Here is a 23,164-nt window from a genome sequence, read left to right as displayed (position 1 = left end):
GCTTTCGCAATTCCAACCCCTAAATGCAGGATAGGCCCCAGATAAAAAGCTCAAGGTCAAAGATGCCGCCGAAAGGCTGGGTGAAGACCCGTCGCGCCGAAGCGTTTCAATCACCGCCACCGTCACGTTTCCGCCGGATCCTTCGGTTTTTCTTCAATGTTTACACTATCTCCGCAGCGTCGATCTTGCTGCTCGCGGCGTTTTTGACCGCAACGTACTTCTGGTTCGAATTCTCCGACCGCATCGATCAAAAACTCCTGAGCGGCCAAGTCTTCACACCTTCAGCCGGCATCTACTCGGCACCAAAAACTTTGAAGGTCGGCGAACTCATATCGCCGGCTGAACTGATCGATTACCTCAAGTCGGCAGGCTATATTGAAAAGAACAACAAGGCCGACGCATCGCGTAGCCGCTACTCACTAGAAGGCGATCAGGTTGCGGTCGAACCCGGCTATACCGCAATGGTCGATGGAAAGAAGAATTTCCCTTCGATAACAGTTAAGTTTTCTAAGGACTCTAAGACGGTTGCGGCGATCGGCGACCGTGACTCCGGCTCGCAGATCCAGGAAACAAAACTCGAGCCCAAGATCCTCAGCTCCATCGCTGCCGAGGGCGACGGACGGCGAAAGACCGTTACCTTCAACGATATTCCCGCTCACCTTGTAAAAGCTATCACGGTCACCGAGGACCGGGCGTTTTTCGAGCACTACGGCGTCAATCTCCGCGGTATCGCTCGTGCTCTCTGGCGGCGATATGAACCCGACGATAATGCACGACTCGCGAATCAGGGTGGTTCGTCGATCACGCAGCAGCTTATTAAAAACCTGCTCCTTTCGAACGAGCAAACGCTCACAAGAAAAGTAAAAGAAGCATACATGTCGCTCATTCTCGAGACGCGGCTATCGAAGCAGGAGATCTTCACGCTTTACGCGAACCAGATCTATCTCGGCCAACAGTCCGGCGTCTCCATCTACGGCGTGGGCGAGGCGGCGAATGCGTATTTTGGCAAGGACGTGTCGCAATTAACCCTGCCGGAAGCCGCGTTCATCGCCGGTATCATTCGCAGCCCGAACCGCTACAATCCATATAAACACCCCGACCGCGTTAAAGAACGCCGCAATCAGGTACTCGAATCGATGGCCGAGACCGGCGAGATTACACCTCAGCAGCTCGCGGATAACCGAACTGCCGACATAACGCTGAAACAGATATCAAACGCCCGCGACCTTCAGGGAATGCCGTACTTTTCACAGTTCGCCGTCGAAGAATTGCCCAAGATCGTCAGCGACCCCGAGGCTCTTCAGCATCTGCGTGTTTATACATCGATCGACCCCGACCTGCAAAAAAAGGCGTACGAGATCGTAAACAAACGCCTCGCCGGGCTCGACAAGAACTTTCCTAAGAAAACGGGCCTGAATGCCGCACTGATCTCGATCCGTCCGAAAACCGGCGAGATCGTCGCGATGGTCGGCGGGCGTGACTATCTGGCGAATCAATTCAACCGCGCGACCGATGCGATGCGGCAGCCGGGCTCTGTGTTCAAGCCGTTCGTCTATGCGGCGGCGATAAATTCGGCGTACGATTCGGGCTCGCGGCAATTCACGACGGCGACGATATTTAAGGACGAAAAGAAAACCTTTACGTTTAATCAGGAAACTTATTCGCCCAACAATTTTGGCGACGTGTTTTCTAATAAAGACACGACGCTCCGCGATGCTTTGGTAAAAAGCAAGAACGTCATCACCGTAGATATCGCGATGTCGCTAAACATCGGCAAAGTCATGACGTTTGCAGCCAAAGCGGGTTTTCCGAAAGTCGATAAAGCATATCCGTCGATGGCACTCGGAACGGCCGAAGCCACGCCGCTGCAGGTTGCGACGGCATACACGATGTTCGCCAACCTCGGCGACCGCGTCGATCCGATGCCCATTACACGCATCGCCACCGGCGAAGGCAAAACGATAACCGCCCTCACCCCAACCCGCAAGAATATCGTTCGCCCCGAGGTCGCCTACATCATGGATGACATCATGAAGGACGTCATCAATCGCGGCACCGCGGCCCAGGCTCAAGGTTGGGGATTTCGTAACGTCTCGGGAAAAAATGCGTATGCCGGAAAAACCGGGACTTCGCGTGATGGCTGGTTTGTCGGATTCACGCCCGAACTGATCACGGTCGTTTATGTTGGATTCGATAATGGCGACGACTTGGGAATGAAAGGCGGCGATTCGGCGATGCCCGTCTGGGCCGATTTTATGAAAGAAGCCCTCGCCCTGCACCCGGAATGGAACGGCGACTGGGCGCTGCCCGCGAATGTTCGCAAAGCCGAGATCGATATTCGAAATGGAGCACTCATCCGCGAACTAGACCTCGTCGAAGCCTCTGCCGTCGCAACCCCGACCCCAACTCCAGGAACGAATACTAAACTAACCGACAGCGACGGCAATCCGATCGATGACCTCGATCCGATCGCCCCGCCCAGGGATATTTACGTCACGAACGTACCGCCGGAATTTCGCCGCATCGAGCTGTTTGTCGTTGGAACGGTACCGAATCGCTCGCTGATCACGCTGGACGAAGAACCGGTAGACGTTGAAGAAAAACCCGAAAAACCCACTCCATCCCCAACACCGGTGAGCGAAACCTGGCAGGAAGGTGCCGAACCGCCATCCGCCAACACCCGCCCGCGCACGGCTTCGCCCGCAGCCGAGATCAGCGGATCTGTAACCGTAATGATCTGCCCCGTCAGCAAAATGCGAGCGACACCATTGTGCCCCGACAAACAGTCAAAGACCTTTACGAAAGGCTCAGAACCGAAAGATTTCTGTACGGTTCATCGTTAGCCGCTCAAAAAGTAGCCACGAAATACACTAAAGAGCACGAAAGAAGAGAGTTATTAATTTTTTGTGTCCTTTCGTGTGCTTTCGTGGCTAAAACGCTAAACGCGAGTTATCCTTGTATTGAGGGCATTTATGTCTAGTTTTGTTTGGATCTTCGTTCTGGTTCTGACGCTGACCGTGTTGGGAAGTTCGGCGTTGCTGTTCGTAACAATCAAATACTATTGGGGCGACCGCGGAAAACCCCCGCTCACCGGCGAAGAGCGCCGAAAACAGTTCGAGAGAGAGCTAAAAATGCGGGCAAAGCAGTTCGAATACAGCCGCAGACATCCACCGAAACCAAGAAGTACGTCGTTTTTTGACAATACGAAGCGGTCTTGACCACCTGCTCAATCCCACGCGTAAGCAAGGGCGTAACTTCAGCTTGAGTGATACGCCCTTGCTGACACACGGGATTGAGTATCCTTTCTAATCACCATTCACAAAGTGAACAGTCTTTATTATTGGCCGGCCGCTCGAATAGGCGTACGTCACTTTTTTCAGATATAGATTATTGTGCAGCATGCCGTTGATCGTGAACGTGCACGTACCATTAGAGCAGCGCTGCAGATTCCCTGCGTTGACCCCGACGTCGCGGCCGCCGCGAAAGAGCCAATCGCCTGCGAGTTTCATGCTCGAGAAGCTCTTCGTGTCGCTCTTGTCCTCAAGCGAATGCTCGACCACCATTTTCACCCGTCCGGCATAAGGTTTTCCGGCATCGAGCGTCCCGAGTTTTTTTATCTTGAAGGCTTTAGAAACTCTCGTCGCGAGCTGCTGCGGGGTTTCATCCTTTCCCTGAGAAAACCCGAGTGACGTCATCGTCAGGATCACGACGGTCAAGATCAGGTATTTATACTTCATATAAGCTCCATGGCCGTCGACGGCTGATCAATTGATAACTTTCAGTTCGTCGCCAACACGGATCGAAACGCCCGGCGTCTCCGCGACCAGATTCTGGCCAAACAGCACGGCGGTTTCGCTCATGCCGAATGCTTCGATGCGATCCGGGATCACTTCCTTTGCCATCCGATATGAAGCAAGCGTTTTTAAAGGCTCTTTCCCGTCAAATTCCCCTCGCGATTGATCGATCGTCGTTATGACGCAGCGTGCACATGGTTTTGACCCTCGAAACACGGCATCGCCCACGCTGATCCGGTCCCAACGATCTTCGGCAAATGCGTTCGAGTCCGATACGACGATATTCGGACGAAACCTGTTCATGGCTAACGGATGAAAAGCTCCTGAACCGTTAGCATTCGTCCGCAGCTTCTGGTTGAGATCTTCGAGCGAAGCCTCGCCGATAACCAGCAGCGGATAACCATCCGCAAAACTCACGACTTCCCCGCCCTTGTTAAACCGCTCGTTGATATCCCGCCGTGAGTCGTCGCCCATATAGACAAGCTGGCACGGCTCGCCGATGACGTCGCTGAACCACTCATTTACCACCGGCGAATAAACCTCGCCCTCGCAAACGCTGTCCCAGATCGTGACTTGCTGTTTATCGCCCGTCTCCGGCTCAAGCGGTATCTCCAGCGTCCCAAATCCCGCCGCCGTCACATAAAGATCGTCCCCAACCCCGACCTCAACCGTCGCCATTTGCGGAAATTCCCGCTGCGTAAAAAACATCCCATCCGGCGTCGTGAGCATCCACCGTCGGTCATGCTGCAGGCCGCGCGGCTCCACAAGCGCTGAATCAAGAGTGATTCCCTTTAACGATTTAATGGGGTAAATATTTATCTCAGAAATATTCATTACTTTAATTACGTGAAGTTCGATTTCCCCGAGAACATTTCATCAGAAAGGCTCGCTTCGTGCGCCCGACTCCGCCGATGAGTGTCACTCGACCGATATTGAAGGTTGCAACTGCCTGTTGAGCCTCAGCGAACCCCTGGGCTTTCGGCGGACGCGACTCACGGGCCGCAGTGGCATTCTTACTGTTGACTATCCAGAGTTGTAAAGAAATGGACTCTGCATCGCTTCCCGTCGATTCGTCATTCTCCATTGATTCATCGGTGTATAACACACGTGCGACCAAAAAGAGCTTGGTACCGCGGATGCGATAAGGCTCGATTGTAGAAAGGTCTTTTCCAACCGTGGTATTGAATGTGCCTAGCCCAAGTTCCTCCTTTGTCGTCAAATCCACCGAATCGACTTTACAAGAATCTGATTCCCGAGTTTGAGCAAGCGCAAACCCAGTCAGAATACCAACGAGAACTACTACAACGATTACTCTTAACAATCTCATAATCCAGCTTGTCAGACTCAGGCGCCAAACTTGATAACACCGTTATCAACTTTTCTAAACTTTTCGTTAAATACTTGACACAATTCTCAAGTATCCATATACTAGCACTCATAGACACTGAGTGCTAAAAAGTATTTTCTCTGCCCTCGGTCTACGCTATTTTAAGTTCTTTTTTATTAACTTCAAAGGAGTAAACAGTTATGGCTACAAACATTACACCACTACACGATCGCGTGATCATCAAACGCATCGAAGACAACGTCAACCAGACCGCCGGCGGTCTTTACATTCCTGACACGGCAAAGGAAAAGCCGCAGGAAGGCGAAGTTATCGCCGCAGGTGCAGGTAAATACAAAGAAGACGGTTCGCGTCAGTCGCTCGACGTCAAAGCCGGCGACCGCGTTCTGTTCGGCAAGTATTCGGGCAGCGAGATCAAACTCGACGGCGAAGAATTCATCATCATGCGCGAAGACGAGATCCTCGGCATCATTTCACGCGCGGGAGCTGCGGCCTAAGGGCCGCGATCTTTGACCTTTGATCTTGGACCTTTGAAATAAATTCGAGGTTCCGGTCAAAAATCAAAGATCGAAAGTCAAAGATCAAAGATCATTTCGACGAAGGAGAAACAAATATCATGGCTAAACAAGTAGTACACGGAGAAGAATCACGCGCAGCTATCCTGCGTGGTGTTAATCAGCTCGCGGACGCAGTGAAAGTTACATTGGGACCGAAGGGCCGCAACGTAGTTATCGACAAAAAATTCGGCTCGCCGACCATCACCAAAGACGGTGTCACGGTCGCTAAAGAGATCGAATTAAAAGACACGCTCGAGAACATGGGCGCACAGATGGTTCGCGAAGTCGCTTCGAAAACCAGTGACGTTGCCGGTGACGGCACGACGACCGCGACGGTTCTGGCACAGGCGATCTTCAAAGAAGGCGTCCGCACAGTTGCCGCCGGTGCAAACCCGATGGCTCTCAAACGCGGTATCGAAAAGGCAGTCGCAGCCGTAGTTGCTGAGATCCACAATATGGCAAAGCCGGTTTCGGGCGATTCGATCGCACAGGTTGGAACGGTTTCGGCTAACGGCGACAAGACTATCGGCACGATCATCGCTGAAGCGATGGACAAGGTCGGCAAAGACGGCGTTATCACCGTCGAAGAGTCGAAAACGATGGACACGCTCCTCGAAGTCGTGGAAGGTATGCAGTTTGACCGCGGTTACCTGTCGCCTTACTTCGTGACCGACGCTGACCGTATGGAAGCCGTCCTCGACGAGCCTTTCATCCTGATCAACGAGAAGAAGATCTCGAACATGCGTGACCTTCTGCCGATCATCGAGCAGGTAGCAAAAATGGGCCGTCCGCTGCTCATCATTGCGGAAGACGTTGATGGTGAAGCACTTGCGACCCTCGTGGTCAATAAGCTCCGCGGCACGCTGAACGTCGCTGCTGTCAAAGCACCTGGCTTCGGCGATCGCCGCAAGGCAATGCTCGAAGACATCGCGGTCCTCACGGGCGGCAAGGTCATCAGCGAAGATCTCGGCATCAAGCTCGAGACCATCACTCTCGAAGACCTCGGCAAAGCCAAGAAAGTTACCATCGACAAGGAAAACACCACCATCGTCGAAGGTGCAGGCAGCGGCGAAGCGATCGACGGACGCATCAAAACCATCCGTAACCAGATCGAAGACACGTCCAGCGACTATGACCGTGAAAAACTGCAGGAACGTCTGGCGAAACTCGTCGGCGGTGTTGCCGTGATCAAGGTCGGTGCTGCTACCGAGACCGAGATGAAGGAAAAGAAAGCACGTGTCGAAGACGCAATGCACGCAACCCGTGCTGCTGTCGAAGAAGGCATCGTGGCCGGCGGCGGAGTCGCTCTGGTCCGCGCATCGCGTGTTCTCGACAACTTCAACACCGAAAGCGAGGACACCGACGAACAGATCGGCGTCAGCATCGTCCGTCGTGCCCTCGAAGAGCCGCTCCGCCAGATCGCCGGCAACGCCGGTATGGAAGGCGCAGTGGTCGTCGGCAAAGTCCGCGAAGGCGACGACAGCTTCGGCTTTAACGCAGCGACCGAAAAATACGAAGACCTCGTCGCAGCCGGCGTCATCGATCCTGCCAAAGTAACGCGTACCGCGCTACAAAACGCAGCCTCGATCGCAGGCCTGATGCTCACCACCGAAGCCATGATCGCCGACGTCCAGGACGACAAGGGCGACCCAATGGCCGGCATGGGCGGCGGCGGCATGGGCGGCATGGGTATGGGAATGTAAGAGTTAAGTTAAAAGGCAAAAGTAAAAAGGAAAACCCATTCCGCACTTTTGCCTTTTACCTTTTAACTTTTTACTTAGAAAGGCCTCGGCAACTCGCCGGGGCCTTTTCCATTGACATATACGCCAGAAAAGTGAAAATGAAAGTATGACCAGCGAAGAAATGTTAAAACAGATCGCGGCCCTTCCGATCGATGCTCGTCGTGAGGTCGAGGATTTTGTCGCTCGACTTGCAAAACACCTTCGCGAATCCAGGAAGTCATCTGCTGCTGGCGATCTGGCTTCGGAACCATTCATAGGAATGTGGCGTGATCGAGACGATATGAGTGACAGTTCTGCGTGGGTAAGATCGATCCGTAAGAAACACTGGCGAAATTAGATGTCTTCCACAATTGTCGATTCCGATATTCTTATAGACGCCGGGCGCCAAATATCTGAAGCCGTCGAATATTTAAGATTTAGAGAAGCCATATCAACTCTTGCTATTAGTGCCGTTACTCAAATGGAGATGATAATCGGCTGCCGTAACAAGCGTGAATATGCTGACCTTGAAAAATTCCTGCTTAGGTTCCGTATTCTTCCGGTTACGTCGGATATTTCGGACTCCACGGTGACACTCCTGTCTAAATACAATCTTAGTCACGGCTTACTGATCGCCGACGCCCTGATCGCCGCGACCGCAATAACATATTCCGAACCGCTGGCGACAAAAAACCAGCGAGATTTTCGATTCATCGACGGCCTCGACCTGTTGCCATATCCGAATTAAGGTATACAATTTAAGGCGAAAAAAAACTATTCTTACCAATGTCCAGGACGACAAGGGCGACCTAATGGCCGGTATGGGCGGCGGCGGCATGGGTATTGGAATGTAACCCAGTCGGACTTACGTTCGGCTTAGTTAGTCAACTAAAAAGGCTCTCTCCGAGAACGGGCGGATCCCCGGAGCGGATGGCACCATAAACGTAAGAAGGCCGCGAACGTCATGCTCGCGGCCTTTTCTGCGGGTGGATATTGAAGATCGCAGTGCCTGAGCCCGCGATCTCCCTCGGTCCGGTGGTTTACCGCTTGATCTGAGCGGTGAACGGGCCTTTGACAATGAGTTCTTTGCCGTCCTGTTTGCCTGAGACGTTTATCTCACCCTTGACGGTGTCGCCTTCGACCGAGATTATCTTTACCTCGCATGTGGCGGGGTCGGTCTGCTGAGACGGGTACAAATAGAGGCGTTGCTCCTTGCCGTCGCGAAAGACGTAAACGTTGATCAGCTCAAAGCTCATCGGCCCAGTGCTTTTGGCGCCTTTGTATGACCCGGGCTTGAGCGGAGTATCGACCGTCGTTCCAGCTTCGTCGTGAAGCGAGAGAAATATCTTGACCTGCTCGGGCGCCGTCAGCTTATCGCCGTGCGGATTTGTTTTCGCTCCGTCAGAGTCGAAATTGCGGATCGTTATCCAGCGAAGAGCGTGCTCCTGATTAGGGGTGTCCGAGCCGGAGAAAAGAGCCTTTTGCACGGTAGCCCCGCTCCCTTTTTCAATAAATGGGATAGCAGTACCATCGCTTTTGATATCGATTGTCGAACGCGGGCCACCACAGGCGGCGATCAATAAACAAATAACAGGGACGACAAATTTTATATAATTTATTCTTCTCACTGGCTTTTCTCCTTCCACCTTTTGCGGTTTCGTGATGATATATCAGACCGGCAGAATTACCAAGCCAATTCGAACCGAACAAAGAACCGGTCAGGCCTGCGGTCCTATCGCTGTGGACGCCCGCGTTTCCACACACTATGAATGCTTTTCCAGTCGGATTTGGCATCGTCGCGGTAGAGGCGGACGCGGAAGGTTTCTTCGACGTGTTCGTTGGGGGCCGTGTTTCCGTTTCCCTTTCTGGTGTAAACGGCGACGATGTCGAAGGAAGTCGAATTCGGTGTGTGCCATTCAAAAGCAGGATCCTTTGCCAAAGTGATCGACTCGACCTCGCCGACCAGCTTGCTGTATTGCGAGGTATCCATAAATCCTTTCGTACCGAATTTTTCGATCAATTTCTGTATCTCGGGTGCGGTCAGATTCTTCATCCCGGCGTAGCTATTGCCGGACGTGAACGTTCGCCAAAAGGTGTATCGTCCGCCCACCACGTCGTATGAAGCGTAGCCTTTGACCTCGATAAAGACCTTAGGGTCGTCGGTCTTTACCTTTGCGACAAAGTTCCGGCTCCAGACGTATTTATTGTACGTCGAGCTCCATTCAACCTTTCCCGGTGCTCCGAGCGTCAGCGAAACCGTCTTCGGCCCCATCACGTCCTTCTTGATCTGTGCTTCGGACGGCTGCGACTTTGCCTCAGTCACTGAAACGATCACCGCCAGAGCGCACATCACCGCCAATACTGCGAACCTACAAGTCTTTTGCATGTTTTCTCCTTTATCAAACAAGACCGGTTTGCTCGTACGACAAATTCCCACGTGCAAACCGATCTAGCTGAACCAAATTGAATTTTGAATAACGCGGCAATAGTAACACAAACTTGGTTGAATCGGATGAGGTTGCTCCGGCCGCCGGACACGTTATTAAGATGCAGTAGGGCCGTGGTTCTGTAGTGGACGTCGCCTGGTTCCCATTGTTTCCAGGTATCGCTGCCGTAGCAGCAGTAAAGGCGGGGGTGTCGATCATGGCTCTGCTCGTGGGCTCGCCGAGGATCGAGATGACTTCGGCCTCGGACATGCCGATGGTGCCCCTGCTCTTGTTCGCCTGTATGTGATCTTCCCGCCAGCGGTCGCGAGCGTCGATAAACCCGAAAAAGCACGCGATCAGCAGTAAAAACCCGATAATAATTTTCGCGACTTTAATTAACATGACCACGTAATGCAACGAAATACGATCTCGGGCGTCAAACGGTATACGAGGTTTACATTATGCGATCCAGGCCGCTCCGATTTCTAATTGCAATCATTACTTTTATTATAGGCTTATCGGCTTCGGTTGGTTACGAACCGTTTTCAGCCGAGCCGAATGTCACTGTTGAGGTATTCGTCGACTCGGCCCCCCCAACGGGTTCGAGATTTACGCCGTTCGGTCGGGGATGCGGTAATGGTTACTCGCAGTCTTACACAACCAACGATGGCCTGTTTGTTTCCGAAGGCGTAACCGCTTTTTTCGGTTCGCGTAGAAAAGCAAAGACTGAATTTGCCAAGTTAAAGCGCGAAGCCTCGACAATCATAGAGTTGGTACGGAACTACCGTGATCATCGCGGGGATGTCGGTGAACGTCTCGTCATGGAATGGATCTCCGATGACAGTATCGCCCGCGGAGTTTCGATCATCTTCTACGACGGCGGAGACTCCTATCGCTTTGTCGACGCCCCATCGCTCGATCTCGCTCTTGAATTTGAGCAATTTCTAATTGGCATCGATTACCGTTCACCAGTTTAACTCCGGAAAAAGCAGGCCGGGAGTATCGATCATGGCTCTGCTCGCGGGCTCGCCGAGGATCGCGATGACTTCGGGCTCAGACACGAAACTAGGGTCCGAAACTAGGGTCAGTCATGCAATATTGCAATTCTCGAACTGATCAGGACACGGATTGGGGTCATCTATGAAGTTAAGCCATGAGTCAAGCGCACTTCGTCGGTCGCACCGAGTTTTGGTGTGATTCGAAGTCATGTTCGTTTCGACAATAACCAACCCGCCTCCTTTTATTGTTAGATTTACTTTCAGTTCGCACCGCCGTTTGTGGCGAGTGCCATCATCTATTCGTGCACAGATTTAACTGGCTACATGAAACTAGATCGGCTCATCCCGACGCTTTATCGAGATGGCTGGCCGTGCCATCAGACCTTCAGAGACTGAAGATTTCTCTTCACCTCTCCTGACCCCTCGCACAGGCCAACTTCGCCCCGCCGGTTGCAAACTGTTCGTAGCTGATGTTGTCACGAAGCATGACGTAACAGTTGATGAGCAGTTTGCGGGCCGCTGCGACTTTTGCTTTCGGGCGGCCGCGTCGACGGCTAACTTGAAGTAATGCCCTTGATCCCATGATCGCGGCACGTCTGGGCGGCCTGACCGAGCAGATGCCTCGTGAGTCGCGAGCCATGCTTGCTGATCGAGCCTATTCGTCTCTTCTCGCCGGAGCTTTTCTCCAGCGGGTCCAGTCCTACGAACGCGACTACCTCTTCCTTGCGTCGAAAGCGGCGGACGTCGCCGAGTGTGTGAATGAGTGCCAGAGCGGTGACCACCCGATGCCCGGATGCGTCATCAGAAGGCGCGTCTTTGCATCTTTATCCGCCTCCTCCGCAAGTTTCGCGTCAAAGGCCGCTATCTCTTTAGACAATTCGTTGTATAAAGAAAACCGCGATATGACGATGAGCCGCTCCATATCGGTCGAAACCGCATCGAGAAGCTCTTTCTGCCGTTTAAGTGTCTGAAGCCGAAACTTATCGAGCCCCTTCGATCGAGCGAACGCCTGTAGCGTGTTTGCGATCGATGTACGCTTCTTCACCAGAAAATGCCGATGATTGAGCATCGTGAGCATCTCGCGGCTCCGCTCGCTCCTCGGCGTGATCTCGGGAAACGAGCCGTTCACCAGGAGATCCAGGATCGTCTCCGCATCACGAAAGTCGTTCTTGTGTCGCGACAACGCAGCTCGCCTGATCAGCCTCGGATCACCTATCTTTACCTTTATTCCGTTTTCAAAGAGCAGCTTTTCAAACCACCACAAACAACCCGTCGCCTCTACCCCCGACAACCACCTCGTCTCCAAACTTGCGATAAAACGCCTTCAAAGACTGCTTGTCCGAATGCAGAAACTGCCGATACCGCACCTCTCCATCCCTCTCGTCACAATAAGCAACCGTCTGCTCGTATGGGTGAAAATCAACCCCGATGTATACTGTCATTGTTGATTCCATCGGGTCAGTTTCTTGTCAAAACTCTGAGTGTTTTCTAACACTCGACTCCGATGGAATCAACTTCATAACATCAGTCATGCAATATTGCAATTCTCGAACTGATCAGTGTGGAAGTCCAACAACGTGAACGCCGCGGCTTTATGACGGCGGGTGGATGGAATCGAACATGGTGTCGCGGTTTGGCGTATAGTCTCGTGCTATATTGTTTTACCAAGACAAAATATGAACTGTCCAAATTGCGGAACACCCATACAAAACGACCAGCAGTTTTGCCGTTCCTGTGGAACTCAGGTTGCCGCTGCCGGGCCTCGTCGGTTCGACCCGCGGCTTGCGGGATTGACGATGGCGTTTGGGGGGATCTTGATCGCTTTGGCAGGAAGCTTTGTCGAACTCCGCGCGGTACTTTTTCTCGGGGTGATCATTTCGATAGCCGGAATGTTCTTTATTGCCGCATACCCGATGCTCCGGTCATCGTTAAACAGGAGCAGCGTTGCCCCGATCAACCGGAGTCGCTGCCGCACGCACCGACGACCAAAAAGCTTGCGCCGATCGGCGACTTTGATCATGTCCCGGCCAGTGTTACTGAAGGAACGACAAACTTGCTGAAAGTACCTGCCCAGAATCGCTCCGACTCGGACAATTAAGCAGCCCATGTGAAAAGGCGAATGGACGCTTCGCATGATCGACAGTGACTAAAGATGGATGACGCGATCAGACAACAAATTTTGGCTATGAGTCGAACGGCTCATAGTTTGACCGAAGAGTCGTACCAACAAGACCCTTCGACACGCGGCGATTCGGGGTGGTATGAGAAACAACGAGTTCTCCTTGCGGACATGGCTCTGCATTTGCTGCAGACAGCTCTCAAAGAGGGCGAGATCTCGGAGGAAGGGTTGAAGCGAAACCTGTTTTCGATACTGACTATTTCCGACCAGTTCGTTCGGGACCACGATCTGAAAACGTTCGCGGACGAATTGTACTCCTCTTAATGCCTGAGCTTCCTAATACACCGTTTAGGGATCCCATCAAGGTCACAATTCAGGGGCCTGAGCCTCAGTTCCTTTAGCTCCTCTTATGGCAGGACACGCACGTGACCGCATCCGGCACCTTTGAATCGGGTCGGTTCGCCTTGATCTGGATATGGCACGAGTCGCACGCCTGGTGAAACGCCAGCTGGTTCGTAAGGGTCGTTATGGTTGTGCTGCCCGCATCCTTTGTCTCAGGGATAGCCGCCAATAGCTTTGGCGTCTCGCCTTTTCGCGCGTGACAGTCATGACACTTTGCAACCGCGGCTTCCTTTGGATCCTTTGAGAACAGATCCATTGTAAGAGTCGTCGTACGGTCGGCAGGCCAGACTGTCTTAAGTGGCGGATGCTTGGCCGCTTCGGATGCCGGCTGCGAAGCATGGTGGCATTCGATGCAGCGTATCGGCCCGTCAACTGTATACTCACCGCTGTTGTGCTTTACATGATTAAAGGTAACGGTCCCGACCTTTGATTCTTTGGCTAGAATTATCACCTCGGGAACACCTTGCTTCGGCGGCTCAGCCGTCCTCCGCACTATTTGAGCATCTTGCCGGATGCTATAAAATCCGGCAAACGCTACTACCACTGAGATCACGATAGTTAATGTTCTGATAGAACTTCTCATTTCGGATCACCTCCTTCTGAGGTTTGCATATCACAGTTCTCCGGGAGGATTCTGTGATGTTGCTCACATCTTCGCGGAATAATTCTTGCGCAGTAAGCACGTGACCGCTACGCGGTCGCGGAGATATCTTCGGCTTTGCTATTAATGCACGGCGGTCGTGGCTCATTTGGAGGGCCGTACTTCCGCAGTAGACAGTCGCCTAGTTCCCATTGTTTCCAGCTATCGCTGCCGTAGCACCAGTAAAGGCCGGGAGCATCGATCATGGCTCTGCTCGCGGGCTCGCCGAGGATCGAAATGACTTGGGCCTCCGGGTCAGAACCACCTGCGGTAGTGGGTGGTTGGACGTTGTGATCGCGCAAGCCACGGATCACCTTTTGCGCTGAACTCCCCACCTTAAACCAACCGCTACCTCAGGTGGTTCTCACTGCACTCTTCGTCGCATCGCGACGGCTGATTGTAGCCGTGGGTGACAACCCACGGTATGTCGGGAAAAGATCCCCGTCGCGTAGCGACGATTGAACGCCTCTGCCTATTCCTCAATTGTCGCTGACGCGACAGCGACCGTTTGTTGCCATTTCCCGTGGGTTGTCACCCACGGCTACAATCACATGACCGCTACGCGGTCGAGACAATCGCGGGCTCGCCGAGGATCGAAATGACCTCGACCTCCGGGTCAGCACCACCTGCGGTAGCGCGTGGTTGGGCGTTGTGATCACGCGAGCTGGGAACGATCTTGTGTCCACCTTGACCACCCGGTGACGCAGGTGGTTCTGACTGCGGGCTTGAGCCCGGTGGCTTTCTGTTGTCGCCGTCCCCGGCGGCTGGGATCGTGGTCGAAACCGAATTCCTGTAAACATGGGAGGCAAGATGGGTTGCGTAGTCGCTGCGAGAATATTAAACGACAACGGCGAAAGTGGCGGTTTTGGTCGAGTGTTTTGGTGCTGTCGGCGGCGTTTTCGGGGCGTGGGGTGGAGTAAAACGGCGGTTTGGTAGAGTAGGTTTTTGGGTCCAAAACACGAAAGCTTTCAACGCGCCGAAGTGCACCCAATGTGGCTTGAACGCACTTAAAGAGCGCCGCGTTCGATCGCCCTGAAAAAAGGGCCTGACATCACACATTCTCTTTTGTATCATCTATGCAACTTTACATCATCACCAGAACAGGAGGAGAATTATGAGCATAGGAAGAGACGAGTGGATCAAGTTTACAGGCGGGCCGTTTGAGCCGTATGAGGAGAGGCTGCACGTGTCGATGAGCGACAAGGGCAAGATATTGATGAACCGCCGGGCATACGAGCTGATCGGCAGCCCGCCGCGTATCATGCTCTACTTTAAGCCCGACAGCGGTAAGATCGGCATCAGCCCGGCACACGAGCGGCTCGCCACGGGCTTTCGCGTGCGCGAATACAGCGGGTCGGCCGTCGCTCATTGCTCGACTTTCGTACGCCACTTCGGCATCTCTCTCACCGGCACGCACAAGTTCGTCGGCGTCGATCTCTCGTCCGAGGGTTACCTGCAGCTAGACCTCGCGAAAACGATCCAAGTCGGCGGCCAAAAACGACGTAGGAAGAAATGACGAAAAAACAAAACCTTCTGGCGATCATCCGGCAGAGGCTGGCTGACGCTTCCGCCCGAGGGCGTCCTGGAGGCGGTTTTCTAGGACCGTTGAGGACTGATCTCCGTTTATCAGGTTGCGGATCGTGCGAAGCACTCGGCTGGGATGCGTCGCGTAGCCGACAAAGTAGTTGAGCAGCATAAAGGACACTCTGACCGCAGCGAGTTCGAAGTTGGTCATGTTCGGGTTCGAAGTTCCCTGCGGCTTGAGGAAGTTGAACTTTCCGTTAAACGAAACGAGCGACATAAAATAGGCGTCATTGAGCGTGACCTTACCTTCGCTCTGAAGCTGTTTGAAGATCGCGGTGCCGGGATACGAGGAAAAGATGAAGAACGGAACCTCTTCCACACCGAGAGCGGCCATCTTCAGGCCAAACCAGAGCGTTTGAAGGACGTCGCTGCGGGTCTCGTGCGGAAAGCCGATGATCAGATTCGTACGAACGATCAGCCCAAGCCGTACGGCGGTCTTGAGCGATGCGACCATCTTGCCGAGATCGACCTTTTTGTCGATCATCTTGAGCGACCTGGGCGAACCGCTTTCGGGTGCATACGCCATGTATCGGCAGCCGGTGTCGCGGAGCAGCGTCAGTATCTCTTCGTCGAGCACTTCGCTGCGGGTACCGCTCGGCAGAGACCACGAAAGGCCGAGATCCTCCTTTTTCAGGCGGCGGCAAAATTCCAGCGTCCAGCTTTTCTTGGTAAATACCGTGAGATCGTAAAACTGGAAAGAGGTTATCTGATACTTTTCCTTACAGTACTTTATCTCAGCGATCAGGTCATCGATGTCACGCAGAACGTAGCGCGTCATCCACATCTGTGGGCTCGAGCAGAACTTGCACTTGTACGGGCATCCGCGCGAACCGAGCATCGGCATGTCGCGTTCGGATGAAATGCCGTAGGATTTGCCCGCTTCCCAGAAACGTTCGAGATAGCCTTCCGGCCAATATGGCCACGGGATCGAATCGATGTCGCTGATGCGCGGCAGCCCGCCGTTGTCGCGTAAGCTGCCGTCAGCGTCAAGGTAGCATATGCCGTCGACCTCGCTGTAATCGCCTCGGGACCATGCCTCGATCAGCTCGAGCATCGTGTATTCACCCTCGCCCTTTACAATAACGTCGAGGGCAGGGCAATCGCGAAGGCTGTATTCCGAGAGAGCTGTAAAATGCTCTCCGCCGCCCACGAGCAGCTGTAGAGGGAAACGCTCGCGAACCCGTGTGATCAGGTCTTTCAGCAGAACCCACTCGCACGAGAACATGCTGCTAAAGCCGATCACGTCGGCGTCGGCCGGAATGCTTTCCACCAACTCGTCGAGCTCGATGCCCTGGATCTGAAACCCTGGGTATTCCTTCAACGGACGAACAATGCCAAGATCGGCAGCCGTGCCGTCCACGATCTCGACCTTGTGGCCTTTTTTGAGAAGATACCCGGCAATGTAGGCGAGACCGATCGCTGGCGAAGCCTCGTTATTCAGAGCTCCTTCGCGCGAAATAAGCGGAGCCCGCACAAGGGCGACCTTCAGGCTGCCCGGCAACCTCGATCCATTAACGTGACCATTAGGAATTGTTAGCATGCGCTTATAGATAGCTATTCAGTAGGTTTTCCCAGAAAACCGTCGGAGCATAATCTGGGTTAGCCCGCGTGTTCAGTCCAAAATCTGCATTTAACCAAGCGGAACCTGCGGTTCGCCATGGACTCGCAGCGGACAGCCGGTAAACACCTTGACAAACATCGAATTTAACGTAGGTTTATAAAACAAAATGAAGGAATTTATTTTAGCTTTAGTCTGTTTAGCCTTGTTTGCTATTGGTACGCTTGGACAGGAGCCGGTTATCAGCCCGATGGCGACTGAGGTCGTTGAATACAAGCCGGTCAACACCGAAGTCGAACTCCGGAACATGGACATGTTTCAAGTCCAATTGCAGAATATGCCTAATGATGCGGGCGTCATAATCGTTTATCCCGGGCGAAAAGGGCGTTCGGGTGAAGCAAAAGCCATCATTAAGCGAATGAAGAACTACCTGCTCGTAATACGGCGATTCAATACCGATCGCCTGACATTCCTCGAGGGCGGGCCAAGGGAAAAGGCGTTCGTCGAACTTTGGGATGTTCCGCCGGAAGCGGAGATGCCAAAGCCGACGCCAACGGTCTTTATCACGAAGAAAGTAGCAGCCCCAAAAGGATCTCGCGATCCATCGATTTAGATCTTGAAAAGGACGGTTAATGTGAAAAACAAAATTTCGATCCTGTTGGTGATATCTATTCTTGCGACCATCTGCCTCGGCTGCAGCTGGCTGCCGTCCTTTATCGGTGACCGGGGAAAACACGAGCCTTCGTTCGCTCTCTCACCGGATGGCAAGCAGATGGCTCTTTCGGCAAACGACGGCGACCTTTACCTGATAGATCTCGACGGCAAAAAAGTCACGCGGCTTACCGAAACGCCGGCTTACGAGAAGAAACCATCATTCTCCCCCGATGGCAGATCATTAGTATTTGTATCCGAGCCCACGGGTGATAGATTCAGCAGCCGCGTGTTTCGTATGCAGATAGATTCCCGTGAGATCATGCAGCTCACAAAAGACAGCGGGATATGCGATAGCAACCCGCACTATTCCCGCGACGGCGCACGGATCGTTTTTGCGAGGGCCTCGCGAAACAACGGCGACCCGTACGTTCGCGACCTCTGGAACGATTACGACCTTTACGTCATGAATTCAGACGGCTCGGACCTTAAGCAGATCACGAACGCTCTTCACCAACGTGACCTCGACGGCCGATTTTCGGCGGATGGGGTTGATCTGATATATAACGCGACTTATTTCACCGGGAACAGCATGTTGCTGACAAGTAAGATACTAGAAATAAAAGCAGACGGCAGCGATAAGAATCCAGCCACGTTCATGCCATCGGAGTTGAAAGAATCAAAAGAGGGCGAGAGATATGCGATCGAGTACGGCAGTCCGGATGTGTCTCCTGACGGAAATCAGATCCTTTTCATAAAAGACATAAGACTTACTTTGCTGGATCTCACATCGAGGACGGTGAGAGAGATGCCGGATAAGAAACCAAGCAATTGGAATGGAAGCCTCGCGAATGCTGTGTTCTCCGCCGACGGCAGGCGGGCGTTATGGATGCGATCCAATTTTAACGGGGAAAACAACATCGACCGAACGCTTTGGTCGGCCGATATAGACGGAAAGAACCTAACTGAGCTCGCCGATAACCAGCTTTTCTCAAGCCCGCTCAAATGGCGGCCTAAGAACTGACGGTTTGCGATCTCAGTAAGGCTCTCTCACTACCCGAACTATGAACTAGGGCTTCGTCTTTGCCGGCGGGGGCGTGCGTTTGGCACTCCATTCGTCGCTTGCATTCTCGTTGAAGTAAACAGTGCCGCCCATCGCATCGCCTTTGACTTTACCCGTAAAGCTGACGGTAACGGCATTGCCGTTGTAGTCGATGGTGTAGTTAAAGCTGACCTCGTCACCCTTTATTGTACCCGCGACCGGAACGTCGCCATTAGGCCGCTTGGCGGTGCCTGTGATCTTTTCGCCTTCGACCTTGAAGACAAGCTTGAAAGGCCTCGGGCCGCCGGGCGTGTTCATCGAAGCATCCCATTCTCCCGCGACCGAGCTTTGAGCGGACATCTGGCTCGTAAAGACAAAAAGCAGCCCTATCGCGAGGACCGACATGCAAATTAGTTTTTTCATATAACTCCTTAGGCGGCCTTTCGGTCACCTTGCTCTTCAATAAAAAAGCCAACTAAGGACACGACCATCAACAGGACGCCGCCGATAGCGAACGATCGAGGCCCTCCGAAAATACCAATAAAAAATCCTATTACGCCAACTGCGCATAGCAACGAACCAATCATTCCAGCCATTTTTGACATTACGGTTGAATCTCCCTGATGTAAAAGTAACAAATTGCTAATTCGACGACAAGAGCTGAACGTTTTTGGCGGTAGTTGGGCTACGGAGTTTCGAAACGGTCGCGGTAAAAAGGTCGGATATTCTTGCATTAACTTTTTCGTTCCATCTTACGTATTCACAGTGCAGATAAGTTCGTGTTCCACAATTATTAGGAATACAATTTGCAGATAGATTCTATTCGTAACCTCGAGGACATTCTTAGATGAAAACCAACTACCGTGCTTCGTTTATCGTTGCTATCTTCATGACCGCTTTTCAGTGCTGCTCTCAGCGCAATGGGGCCGATCAGTCCTGCCGCCTTGGCTGACGGCGTCGTGTCAGAGGATCTTTTTTCCGGTTTGAAATGGCGAAACATCGGGCCATTTCACGGCGGCCGCATTTCTGCGGTCACAGCTCCGATCGGGCAGCCTGGCGTTTATTACGTAGGAACTCCGGCTGGCGGCGTTTGGAAAACAACGAGCGCGGGCGTTACCTGGTTCCCGATCTTCGATCAGTTCCAGCAGGTCGACAGCATCGGAGCCATTCAGGTTGCACCTTCTGACCCGAATATCGTCTATGTCGGAACAGGCGACTCGGTTCAAGGATCGAGCGGCGACGGCATGTACAAATCGATCGACGCCGGCAAAACCTGGACGCATATCGGGCTCGAAGAAACGACTAAGATCAATAAAATGGTCGTCGATCCGAAAGATCCCAATATCGTGATCGTCTCAACTCAGGGCGACGCGAAACACACCGGCCAGGGCATCTATCGGACCACCGACGGCGGCAAAACCTGGACGAACGTATTAAAGCCTGAGAACGCCAATGGCACACGGGACGTGGAAGCTGCCTTCGACAAGCCAAATGTTATGTTCGCGACCTCACAGGGGGCAGGCGGCGGATTTGGCGGCGGTGCACCGGGAGCTGCTCCTGCGGGAGCGAACGGCACAGCTCTATTCAAATCAACCGACGAAGGCAGGACCTGGTCTAAGGTCGATTCCCTGCCGCCTTACACCGGCCGCATCAGCGTCGCAGTCGCGATGCATACGGATGGCAAACGCGTCTACGTTATCGGGAATCCGCCCACTGGCGTTGGCCCATCGGGACTCTATCGCTCAGACGACCAGGGTGCGACGTGGCAGCATATGGCGATCGGCGACTCCCGCGTAGGTAATGGACAAGGTGCGTTCAGCTCGGGCGTTTGGGTCGATTCGCAAGATCCCGACATTCTTTACACGGTCAGCACGTACGTCTCTCAATCAACCGACGGCGGTAAGACCTTCAACGTCTACAAAGGCGCTCCGGGCGGTGAAGATCCGCATGACATATGGATCGACCCGACGAACGGCCACCGAATGCTCTTCGGATTTGATCAGGGTCCGGCAGTCACGCTCGACAACGGCCGCACTTGGAGCGGCTACTATCAGATACCGATCGCCCAGCTTTATAAAGTCACTACTGACACGCGATATCCATATTGGGTGATCGGTTCACAACAAGACACGGGAGCGGTCATGACACGCAGCCGCGGCGACCTTGGCCAGATTACGAATCAGGATTGGTGGCCTTTGGCGTCGTCGGAATTCGGAACAGCGGTTCCTGACCCGCTCAAGCCAACAACCGTCTACGGCGTCGGTTACGGCCTCGGTCAGGGCAATGGTATGACGAAGATCGATACCGAGACCGGACAATGGGGTAATGTCGCTCCTAACTTCGGGACAGACAGAGATCTGTACGCTGAGGGCCGCGATTTTTGGAAGCGTTTCGACACATCGTTTGAGCCAAAGGCGATGTACGTCGCGTACAACTGCATTCTCGTGACGCGTGATGGAGCCGAGTCGTGGAAAACGTTCAGCCCAGATCTCACGACCGCCAAAGGCCAGCCGATGAAACCATGCGGGCCTGATGCCGTCGCCGCCGCTGCAAAGGCTGCAAAAGAAAAACCGGGAGATCGCGACAAAGACGCGACAAAGGCGACTCCGACACCAACGCCAGCTCCTTTTGGCGGAAGAGGGGGAGCGACGGCTTCTATTACTGACTTTTCGATCTCGACCGTAAAACGCGGCGTCGTTTGGACAGGCAGCACGAACGGTCAGGTTTTTAATACGTTCGATGGCGGCAAGACTTGGAACAACGTCACAAATTTCACCGATCTGCCCGCAAACTCCAATCTCGTCACTGTCGAAGCCGGACACAACGATGTCAACACGGCCTATGTACTAGCTAATGCTCGTGCCGTCCCTGGAACACCCGAGCAGCACTTTATGTATCGCACGCACGATGCGGGCAAGACGTGGACACGAATCGTTGGCGGCCTGCCGCTTGATGAACGCACGGGCAGCCAGCTTCATGTCATTCGCGAAGACCCGAAGCAGAAAGGATTGCTGTTTGCGGGCACGGAAACGACCGTCTTTGTTTCATTTGACGACGGCGATCAATGGCAGTCGCTGCGGCTCAATCTGCCGAGCACGTCGATCCGCGACATGGTGTTTCACACCAATGATCACATGAACGATCTCGTGATCTGCACGTACGGCCGCGGCTTTTGGGTACTCGACGATATGAGCCCGCTTCGCGAAGTCGCGTCACAGGCACAGGCGATCGCGTCCGCCCCGGCGTTCTTGTTCAAGCCCGGTGACGCGATCCGGTCGCGTGAGAATGGAAATTGGGACCAGCCGATGAACCCCGAATTGCCGCATTCGCAAAATCCGCCATTTGGAGCCCTCATTTATTACCACCTCAGCAAGAAACCGGCAGGCGACATTAAGCTGCAGATCTCTGACGCGACCGGCAAGGTGGTTCGCACGATCATGAGCGTCATTCCGCCAAAAGTCGAGCGTCCGCCGTACCCTGATTACTGGCTCAAATCGCCGGAATCGCGTGCACTCTCAACCAACATCGGCACAAACCGCATCAATTGGAATCTGCGATACGACGACCCGCCGGGATTCAACCCCGACATCAACAATCAGATGAACGCCACTCCCGACTCCGTCACGCCGGGGCCGCACGGGCCGCTGGTTTTGCCGGGAACCTACACGCTTAAACTGATGGTTGACGGCCAGACTTATACACAGGACGTTGTCGTCCACAATGATCCTCGTGTAGGTGAAAGTGCTTCGATGATGGCGGCTTTGCGGGCTCAGAATAAGCTTGCAATGGCCGCGTGGAACGGTATGACGGATACTTCTACAGGTAACGATGAGGTTACTGCAGTTCGCACACAACTCGCCGCGATCACAAAGGGCACACTCCCAGCGGATGTCGCAGCGGCGGCGAAGGATCTCGATACCAAGATGACAACTTTCGGCGGAGCCGTCGTCCAGGGCGGTCGCGGCGGTGGATTCGGCGGAGCACCGCGAGCACCGGGTAGCCTTCTGGCGTTCCGGGCGATCAATACGACGTTCTACACGGTCCTCGGCCCGCTCTCGCAGAACGGCATCGACATGCCGCCAACACCCGCGATGATCCACACCTGGGAATCAGGCTGTAAGGAGCTCAGCGCCACCGCGACTGCGTGGAAAACGATGCTTGGAGCAGACCTCGTGGCATTTAACAGCCTGCTTTCAAAGAATAACCTGACGCCGCTCAAGCTCACGCCGACAGCGGTAATGGCACCGGCATCGTGCATTTTCGTAGGACCGGCCAGAACGGCGGCACGCAAATAGAAAAAAGCAATAGTGTCGATTCAAACCTTTCC

Annotated in this window: 27 protein-coding genes; 13 read left to right on the top strand and 14 right to left on the bottom strand. The window is 53.5% G+C overall.

The annotated features are described in order from the left end of the window. Nucleotides 1-23 precede the first annotated feature (23 nt). Nucleotides 24-2,843: a PBP1A family penicillin-binding protein gene (locus IPG22_19025; GenBank protein ID MBK6590379.1), complete on the top strand. Its 2,820-nt coding sequence runs from the start codon at nucleotides 24-26 to the stop codon at nucleotides 2,841-2,843. 129 nt (nucleotides 2,844-2,972) lie between these two features. Then, nucleotides 2,973-3,218, top strand: coding sequence for a hypothetical protein (locus tag IPG22_19020; protein MBK6590378.1), 246 nt, complete (start codon nucleotides 2,973-2,975; stop codon nucleotides 3,216-3,218). Nucleotides 3,219-3,305: 87 nt separating this feature from the next. Here the strand turns inward: IPG22_19020 and IPG22_19015 are convergent, their stop codons facing one another. From IPG22_19015 to IPG22_19005, 3 genes are read right to left on the bottom strand one after another with little or no spacing between them, the layout of a single operon-like run. Continuing rightward, nucleotides 3,306-3,737: a hypothetical protein gene (locus tag IPG22_19015; GenBank protein ID MBK6590377.1), complete on the bottom strand. Its 432-nt coding sequence runs from the start codon at nucleotides 3,735-3,737 to the stop codon at nucleotides 3,306-3,308. 27 nt (nucleotides 3,738-3,764) lie between these two features. Next, entirely contained in the window at nucleotides 3,765-4,628 is an 864-nt protein-coding gene (locus IPG22_19010) for an MOSC domain-containing protein (protein MBK6590376.1), read from the bottom strand. Nucleotides 4,629-4,632: 4 nt separating this feature from the next. Beyond that, nucleotides 4,633-5,121, bottom strand: coding sequence for a hypothetical protein (locus IPG22_19005; GenBank protein MBK6590375.1), 489 nt, complete (start codon nucleotides 5,119-5,121; stop codon nucleotides 4,633-4,635). Nucleotides 5,122-5,321: 200 nt separating this feature from the next. On the opposite strand from IPG22_19005, the gene IPG22_19000 reads away from it, so the two are divergent. From IPG22_19000 to IPG22_18985, 4 genes are all read left to right on the top strand, one after another. Further along, complete coding sequence (locus IPG22_19000) at nucleotides 5,322-5,636, top strand: co-chaperone GroES (protein MBK6590374.1); 315 nt, start codon at nucleotides 5,322-5,324, stop codon at nucleotides 5,634-5,636. Nucleotides 5,637-5,755: 119 nt separating this feature from the next. Beyond that, nucleotides 5,756-7,399, top strand: a complete 1,644-nt coding sequence (gene groL / locus IPG22_18995; protein MBK6590373.1) for a chaperonin GroEL — start codon at nucleotides 5,756-5,758, stop codon at nucleotides 7,397-7,399. A 145-nt stretch (nucleotides 7,400-7,544) separates the two neighbouring features. After that, nucleotides 7,545-7,775, top strand: coding sequence for a hypothetical protein (locus IPG22_18990; protein ID MBK6590372.1), 231 nt, complete (start codon nucleotides 7,545-7,547; stop codon nucleotides 7,773-7,775). Next, entirely contained in the window at nucleotides 7,776-8,165 is a 390-nt protein-coding gene (locus tag IPG22_18985) for a type II toxin-antitoxin system VapC family toxin (protein MBK6590371.1), read from the top strand. A 292-nt stretch (nucleotides 8,166-8,457) separates the two neighbouring features. Here the strand turns inward: IPG22_18985 and IPG22_18980 are convergent, their stop codons facing one another. The 3 genes from IPG22_18980 to IPG22_18970 form a co-directional block, all read right to left on the bottom strand. Continuing rightward, nucleotides 8,458-9,045, bottom strand: coding sequence for a hypothetical protein (locus IPG22_18980; GenBank protein MBK6590370.1), 588 nt, complete (start codon nucleotides 9,043-9,045; stop codon nucleotides 8,458-8,460). A gap of 104 nt (nucleotides 9,046-9,149) precedes the next feature. Continuing rightward, on the bottom strand, nucleotides 9,150-9,803 hold the full coding sequence (locus IPG22_18975) for a hypothetical protein (protein ID MBK6590369.1): 654 nt from the start codon (nucleotides 9,801-9,803) through the stop codon (nucleotides 9,150-9,152). Between the two features lie 13 nt (nucleotides 9,804-9,816). Continuing rightward, the gene (locus IPG22_18970) at nucleotides 9,817-10,245 is read right to left on the bottom strand and encodes a hypothetical protein (protein ID MBK6590368.1); all 429 of its coding nucleotides are present in this window, start codon (nucleotides 10,243-10,245) and stop codon (nucleotides 9,817-9,819) included. Nucleotides 10,246-10,304: 59 nt separating this feature from the next. Here IPG22_18970 and IPG22_18965 point away from each other — a divergent pair, with 59 nt between their 5' ends. After that, nucleotides 10,305-10,820: a hypothetical protein gene (locus IPG22_18965; GenBank protein MBK6590367.1), complete on the top strand. Its 516-nt coding sequence runs from the start codon at nucleotides 10,305-10,307 to the stop codon at nucleotides 10,818-10,820. A 427-nt stretch (nucleotides 10,821-11,247) separates the two neighbouring features. Here IPG22_18965 and IPG22_18960 read toward each other — a convergent pair whose 3' ends face one another. Genes IPG22_18960 through IPG22_18945 form a run of 4 tightly spaced genes read right to left on the bottom strand, consistent with a single transcriptional unit; the run spans nucleotide 11,248 to nucleotide 12,283 of the window. Further along, nucleotides 11,248-11,481, bottom strand: a complete 234-nt coding sequence (locus IPG22_18960; GenBank protein MBK6590366.1) for a hypothetical protein — start codon at nucleotides 11,479-11,481, stop codon at nucleotides 11,248-11,250. Then, on the bottom strand, nucleotides 11,396-11,623 hold the full coding sequence (locus tag IPG22_18955) for an IS110 family transposase (protein ID MBK6590365.1): 228 nt from the start codon (nucleotides 11,621-11,623) through the stop codon (nucleotides 11,396-11,398). Before IPG22_18955 ends, IPG22_18960 begins: the two co-directional genes overlap by 86 nt. After that, complete coding sequence (locus IPG22_18950) at nucleotides 11,554-12,105, bottom strand: transposase (GenBank protein ID MBK6590364.1); 552 nt, start codon at nucleotides 12,103-12,105, stop codon at nucleotides 11,554-11,556. The genes IPG22_18955 and IPG22_18950 overlap by 70 nt, the downstream gene beginning before the upstream one ends. Beyond that, on the bottom strand, nucleotides 12,092-12,283 hold the full coding sequence (locus tag IPG22_18945; GenBank protein MBK6590363.1) for a hypothetical protein: 192 nt from the start codon (nucleotides 12,281-12,283) through the stop codon (nucleotides 12,092-12,094). Before IPG22_18945 ends, IPG22_18950 begins: the two co-directional genes overlap by 14 nt. A 234-nt stretch (nucleotides 12,284-12,517) precedes the next feature. On the opposite strand from IPG22_18945, the gene IPG22_18940 reads away from it, so the two are divergent. Continuing rightward, entirely contained in the window at nucleotides 12,518-12,901 is a 384-nt protein-coding gene (locus tag IPG22_18940) for a zinc ribbon domain-containing protein (protein ID MBK6590362.1), read from the top strand. A 92-nt stretch (nucleotides 12,902-12,993) separates the two neighbouring features. Continuing rightward, complete coding sequence (locus IPG22_18935) at nucleotides 12,994-13,284, top strand: hypothetical protein (protein ID MBK6590361.1); 291 nt, start codon at nucleotides 12,994-12,996, stop codon at nucleotides 13,282-13,284. A gap of 73 nt (nucleotides 13,285-13,357) precedes the next feature. Here the strand turns inward: IPG22_18935 and IPG22_18930 are convergent, their stop codons facing one another. Then, complete coding sequence (locus IPG22_18930; protein ID MBK6590360.1) at nucleotides 13,358-13,945, bottom strand: cytochrome c3 family protein; 588 nt, start codon at nucleotides 13,943-13,945, stop codon at nucleotides 13,358-13,360. A 107-nt stretch (nucleotides 13,946-14,052) separates the two neighbouring features. Continuing rightward, nucleotides 14,053-14,316: a hypothetical protein gene (locus IPG22_18925; protein ID MBK6590359.1), complete on the bottom strand. Its 264-nt coding sequence runs from the start codon at nucleotides 14,314-14,316 to the stop codon at nucleotides 14,053-14,055. Between the two features lie 800 nt (nucleotides 14,317-15,116). On the opposite strand from IPG22_18925, the gene IPG22_18920 reads away from it, so the two are divergent. Beyond that, the gene (locus tag IPG22_18920; GenBank protein MBK6590358.1) at nucleotides 15,117-15,518 is read left to right on the top strand and encodes a hypothetical protein; all 402 of its coding nucleotides are present in this window, start codon (nucleotides 15,117-15,119) and stop codon (nucleotides 15,516-15,518) included. 24 nt (nucleotides 15,519-15,542) lie between these two features. Here the strand turns inward: IPG22_18920 and IPG22_18915 are convergent, their stop codons facing one another. Next, nucleotides 15,543-17,126, bottom strand: a complete 1,584-nt coding sequence (locus IPG22_18915) for a B12-binding domain-containing radical SAM protein (protein ID MBK6590357.1) — start codon at nucleotides 17,124-17,126, stop codon at nucleotides 15,543-15,545. 187 nt (nucleotides 17,127-17,313) lie between these two features. Between IPG22_18915 and IPG22_18910 the strand changes: the two genes are divergently transcribed. Together IPG22_18910 and IPG22_18905 are read left to right on the top strand one after the other, a co-directional pair. Further along, the gene (locus IPG22_18910) at nucleotides 17,314-17,757 is read left to right on the top strand and encodes a hypothetical protein (GenBank protein ID MBK6590356.1); all 444 of its coding nucleotides are present in this window, start codon (nucleotides 17,314-17,316) and stop codon (nucleotides 17,755-17,757) included. 21 nt (nucleotides 17,758-17,778) lie between these two features. Beyond that, nucleotides 17,779-18,819, top strand: coding sequence for a PD40 domain-containing protein (locus IPG22_18905; protein ID MBK6590355.1), 1,041 nt, complete (start codon nucleotides 17,779-17,781; stop codon nucleotides 18,817-18,819). Between the two features lie 45 nt (nucleotides 18,820-18,864). Here the strand turns inward: IPG22_18905 and IPG22_18900 are convergent, their stop codons facing one another. Beyond that, the gene (locus IPG22_18900) at nucleotides 18,865-19,260 is read right to left on the bottom strand and encodes a hypothetical protein (GenBank protein MBK6590354.1); all 396 of its coding nucleotides are present in this window, start codon (nucleotides 19,258-19,260) and stop codon (nucleotides 18,865-18,867) included. 497 nt (nucleotides 19,261-19,757) lie between these two features. Here IPG22_18900 and IPG22_18895 point away from each other — a divergent pair, with 497 nt between their 5' ends. After that, nucleotides 19,758-23,132: a hypothetical protein gene (locus tag IPG22_18895; GenBank protein MBK6590353.1), complete on the top strand. Its 3,375-nt coding sequence runs from the start codon at nucleotides 19,758-19,760 to the stop codon at nucleotides 23,130-23,132. Nucleotides 23,133-23,164: the final 32 nt, after the last annotated feature.

This window comes from Acidobacteriota bacterium (assembly GCA_016703965.1).
Taxonomy (GTDB): Bacteria; Acidobacteriota; Blastocatellia; order Pyrinomonadales; family Pyrinomonadaceae; genus OLB17.
Note: the sequence above shows the minus strand (reverse complement) of the source record. Positions and strands in the feature narration are given on the sequence as shown.

Excerpts from the sequence above, each read along its gene's own strand:
- IPG22_19025 (MBK6590379.1), top strand. The coding sequence starts at position 24 with ATGCAGGATAGGCCCCAGATAAAAAGCTCAAGGTCAAAGATGCCGCCG.
- IPG22_19020 (MBK6590378.1), top strand. The coding sequence starts at position 2,973 with ATGTCTAGTTTTGTTTGGATCTTCGTTCTGGTTCTGACGCTGACCGTG.
- IPG22_19015 (MBK6590377.1), bottom strand. The coding sequence starts at position 3,737 with ATGAAGTATAAATACCTGATCTTGACCGTCGTGATCCTGACGATGACG.
- IPG22_19010 (MBK6590376.1), bottom strand. The coding sequence starts at position 4,628 with ATGAATATTTCTGAGATAAATATTTACCCCATTAAATCGTTAAAGGGA.
- IPG22_19005 (MBK6590375.1), bottom strand. The coding sequence starts at position 5,121 with ATGAGATTGTTAAGAGTAATCGTTGTAGTAGTTCTCGTTGGTATTCTG.
- IPG22_19000 (MBK6590374.1), top strand. The coding sequence starts at position 5,322 with ATGGCTACAAACATTACACCACTACACGATCGCGTGATCATCAAACGC.
- groL (MBK6590373.1), top strand. The coding sequence starts at position 5,756 with ATGGCTAAACAAGTAGTACACGGAGAAGAATCACGCGCAGCTATCCTG.
- IPG22_18990 (MBK6590372.1), top strand. The coding sequence starts at position 7,545 with ATGACCAGCGAAGAAATGTTAAAACAGATCGCGGCCCTTCCGATCGAT.
- IPG22_18985 (MBK6590371.1), top strand. The coding sequence starts at position 7,776 with ATGTCTTCCACAATTGTCGATTCCGATATTCTTATAGACGCCGGGCGC.
- IPG22_18975 (MBK6590369.1), bottom strand. The coding sequence starts at position 9,803 with ATGCAAAAGACTTGTAGGTTCGCAGTATTGGCGGTGATGTGCGCTCTG.
- IPG22_18970 (MBK6590368.1), bottom strand. The coding sequence starts at position 10,245 with ATGTTAATTAAAGTCGCGAAAATTATTATCGGGTTTTTACTGCTGATC.
- IPG22_18965 (MBK6590367.1), top strand. The coding sequence starts at position 10,305 with ATGCGATCCAGGCCGCTCCGATTTCTAATTGCAATCATTACTTTTATT.
- IPG22_18960 (MBK6590366.1), bottom strand. The coding sequence starts at position 11,481 with ATGGCTCGCGACTCACGAGGCATCTGCTCGGTCAGGCCGCCCAGACGT.
- IPG22_18945 (MBK6590363.1), bottom strand. The coding sequence starts at position 12,283 with ATGACAGTATACATCGGGGTTGATTTTCACCCATACGAGCAGACGGTT.
- IPG22_18940 (MBK6590362.1), top strand. The coding sequence starts at position 12,518 with ATGAACTGTCCAAATTGCGGAACACCCATACAAAACGACCAGCAGTTT.
- IPG22_18935 (MBK6590361.1), top strand. The coding sequence starts at position 12,994 with ATGGATGACGCGATCAGACAACAAATTTTGGCTATGAGTCGAACGGCT.
- IPG22_18930 (MBK6590360.1), bottom strand. The coding sequence starts at position 13,945 with ATGAGAAGTTCTATCAGAACATTAACTATCGTGATCTCAGTGGTAGTA.
- IPG22_18920 (MBK6590358.1), top strand. The coding sequence starts at position 15,117 with ATGAGCATAGGAAGAGACGAGTGGATCAAGTTTACAGGCGGGCCGTTT.
- IPG22_18915 (MBK6590357.1), bottom strand. The coding sequence starts at position 17,126 with ATGCTAACAATTCCTAATGGTCACGTTAATGGATCGAGGTTGCCGGGC.
- IPG22_18910 (MBK6590356.1), top strand. The coding sequence starts at position 17,314 with ATGAAGGAATTTATTTTAGCTTTAGTCTGTTTAGCCTTGTTTGCTATT.
- IPG22_18900 (MBK6590354.1), bottom strand. The coding sequence starts at position 19,260 with ATGAAAAAACTAATTTGCATGTCGGTCCTCGCGATAGGGCTGCTTTTT.
- IPG22_18895 (MBK6590353.1), top strand. The coding sequence starts at position 19,758 with ATGGGGCCGATCAGTCCTGCCGCCTTGGCTGACGGCGTCGTGTCAGAG.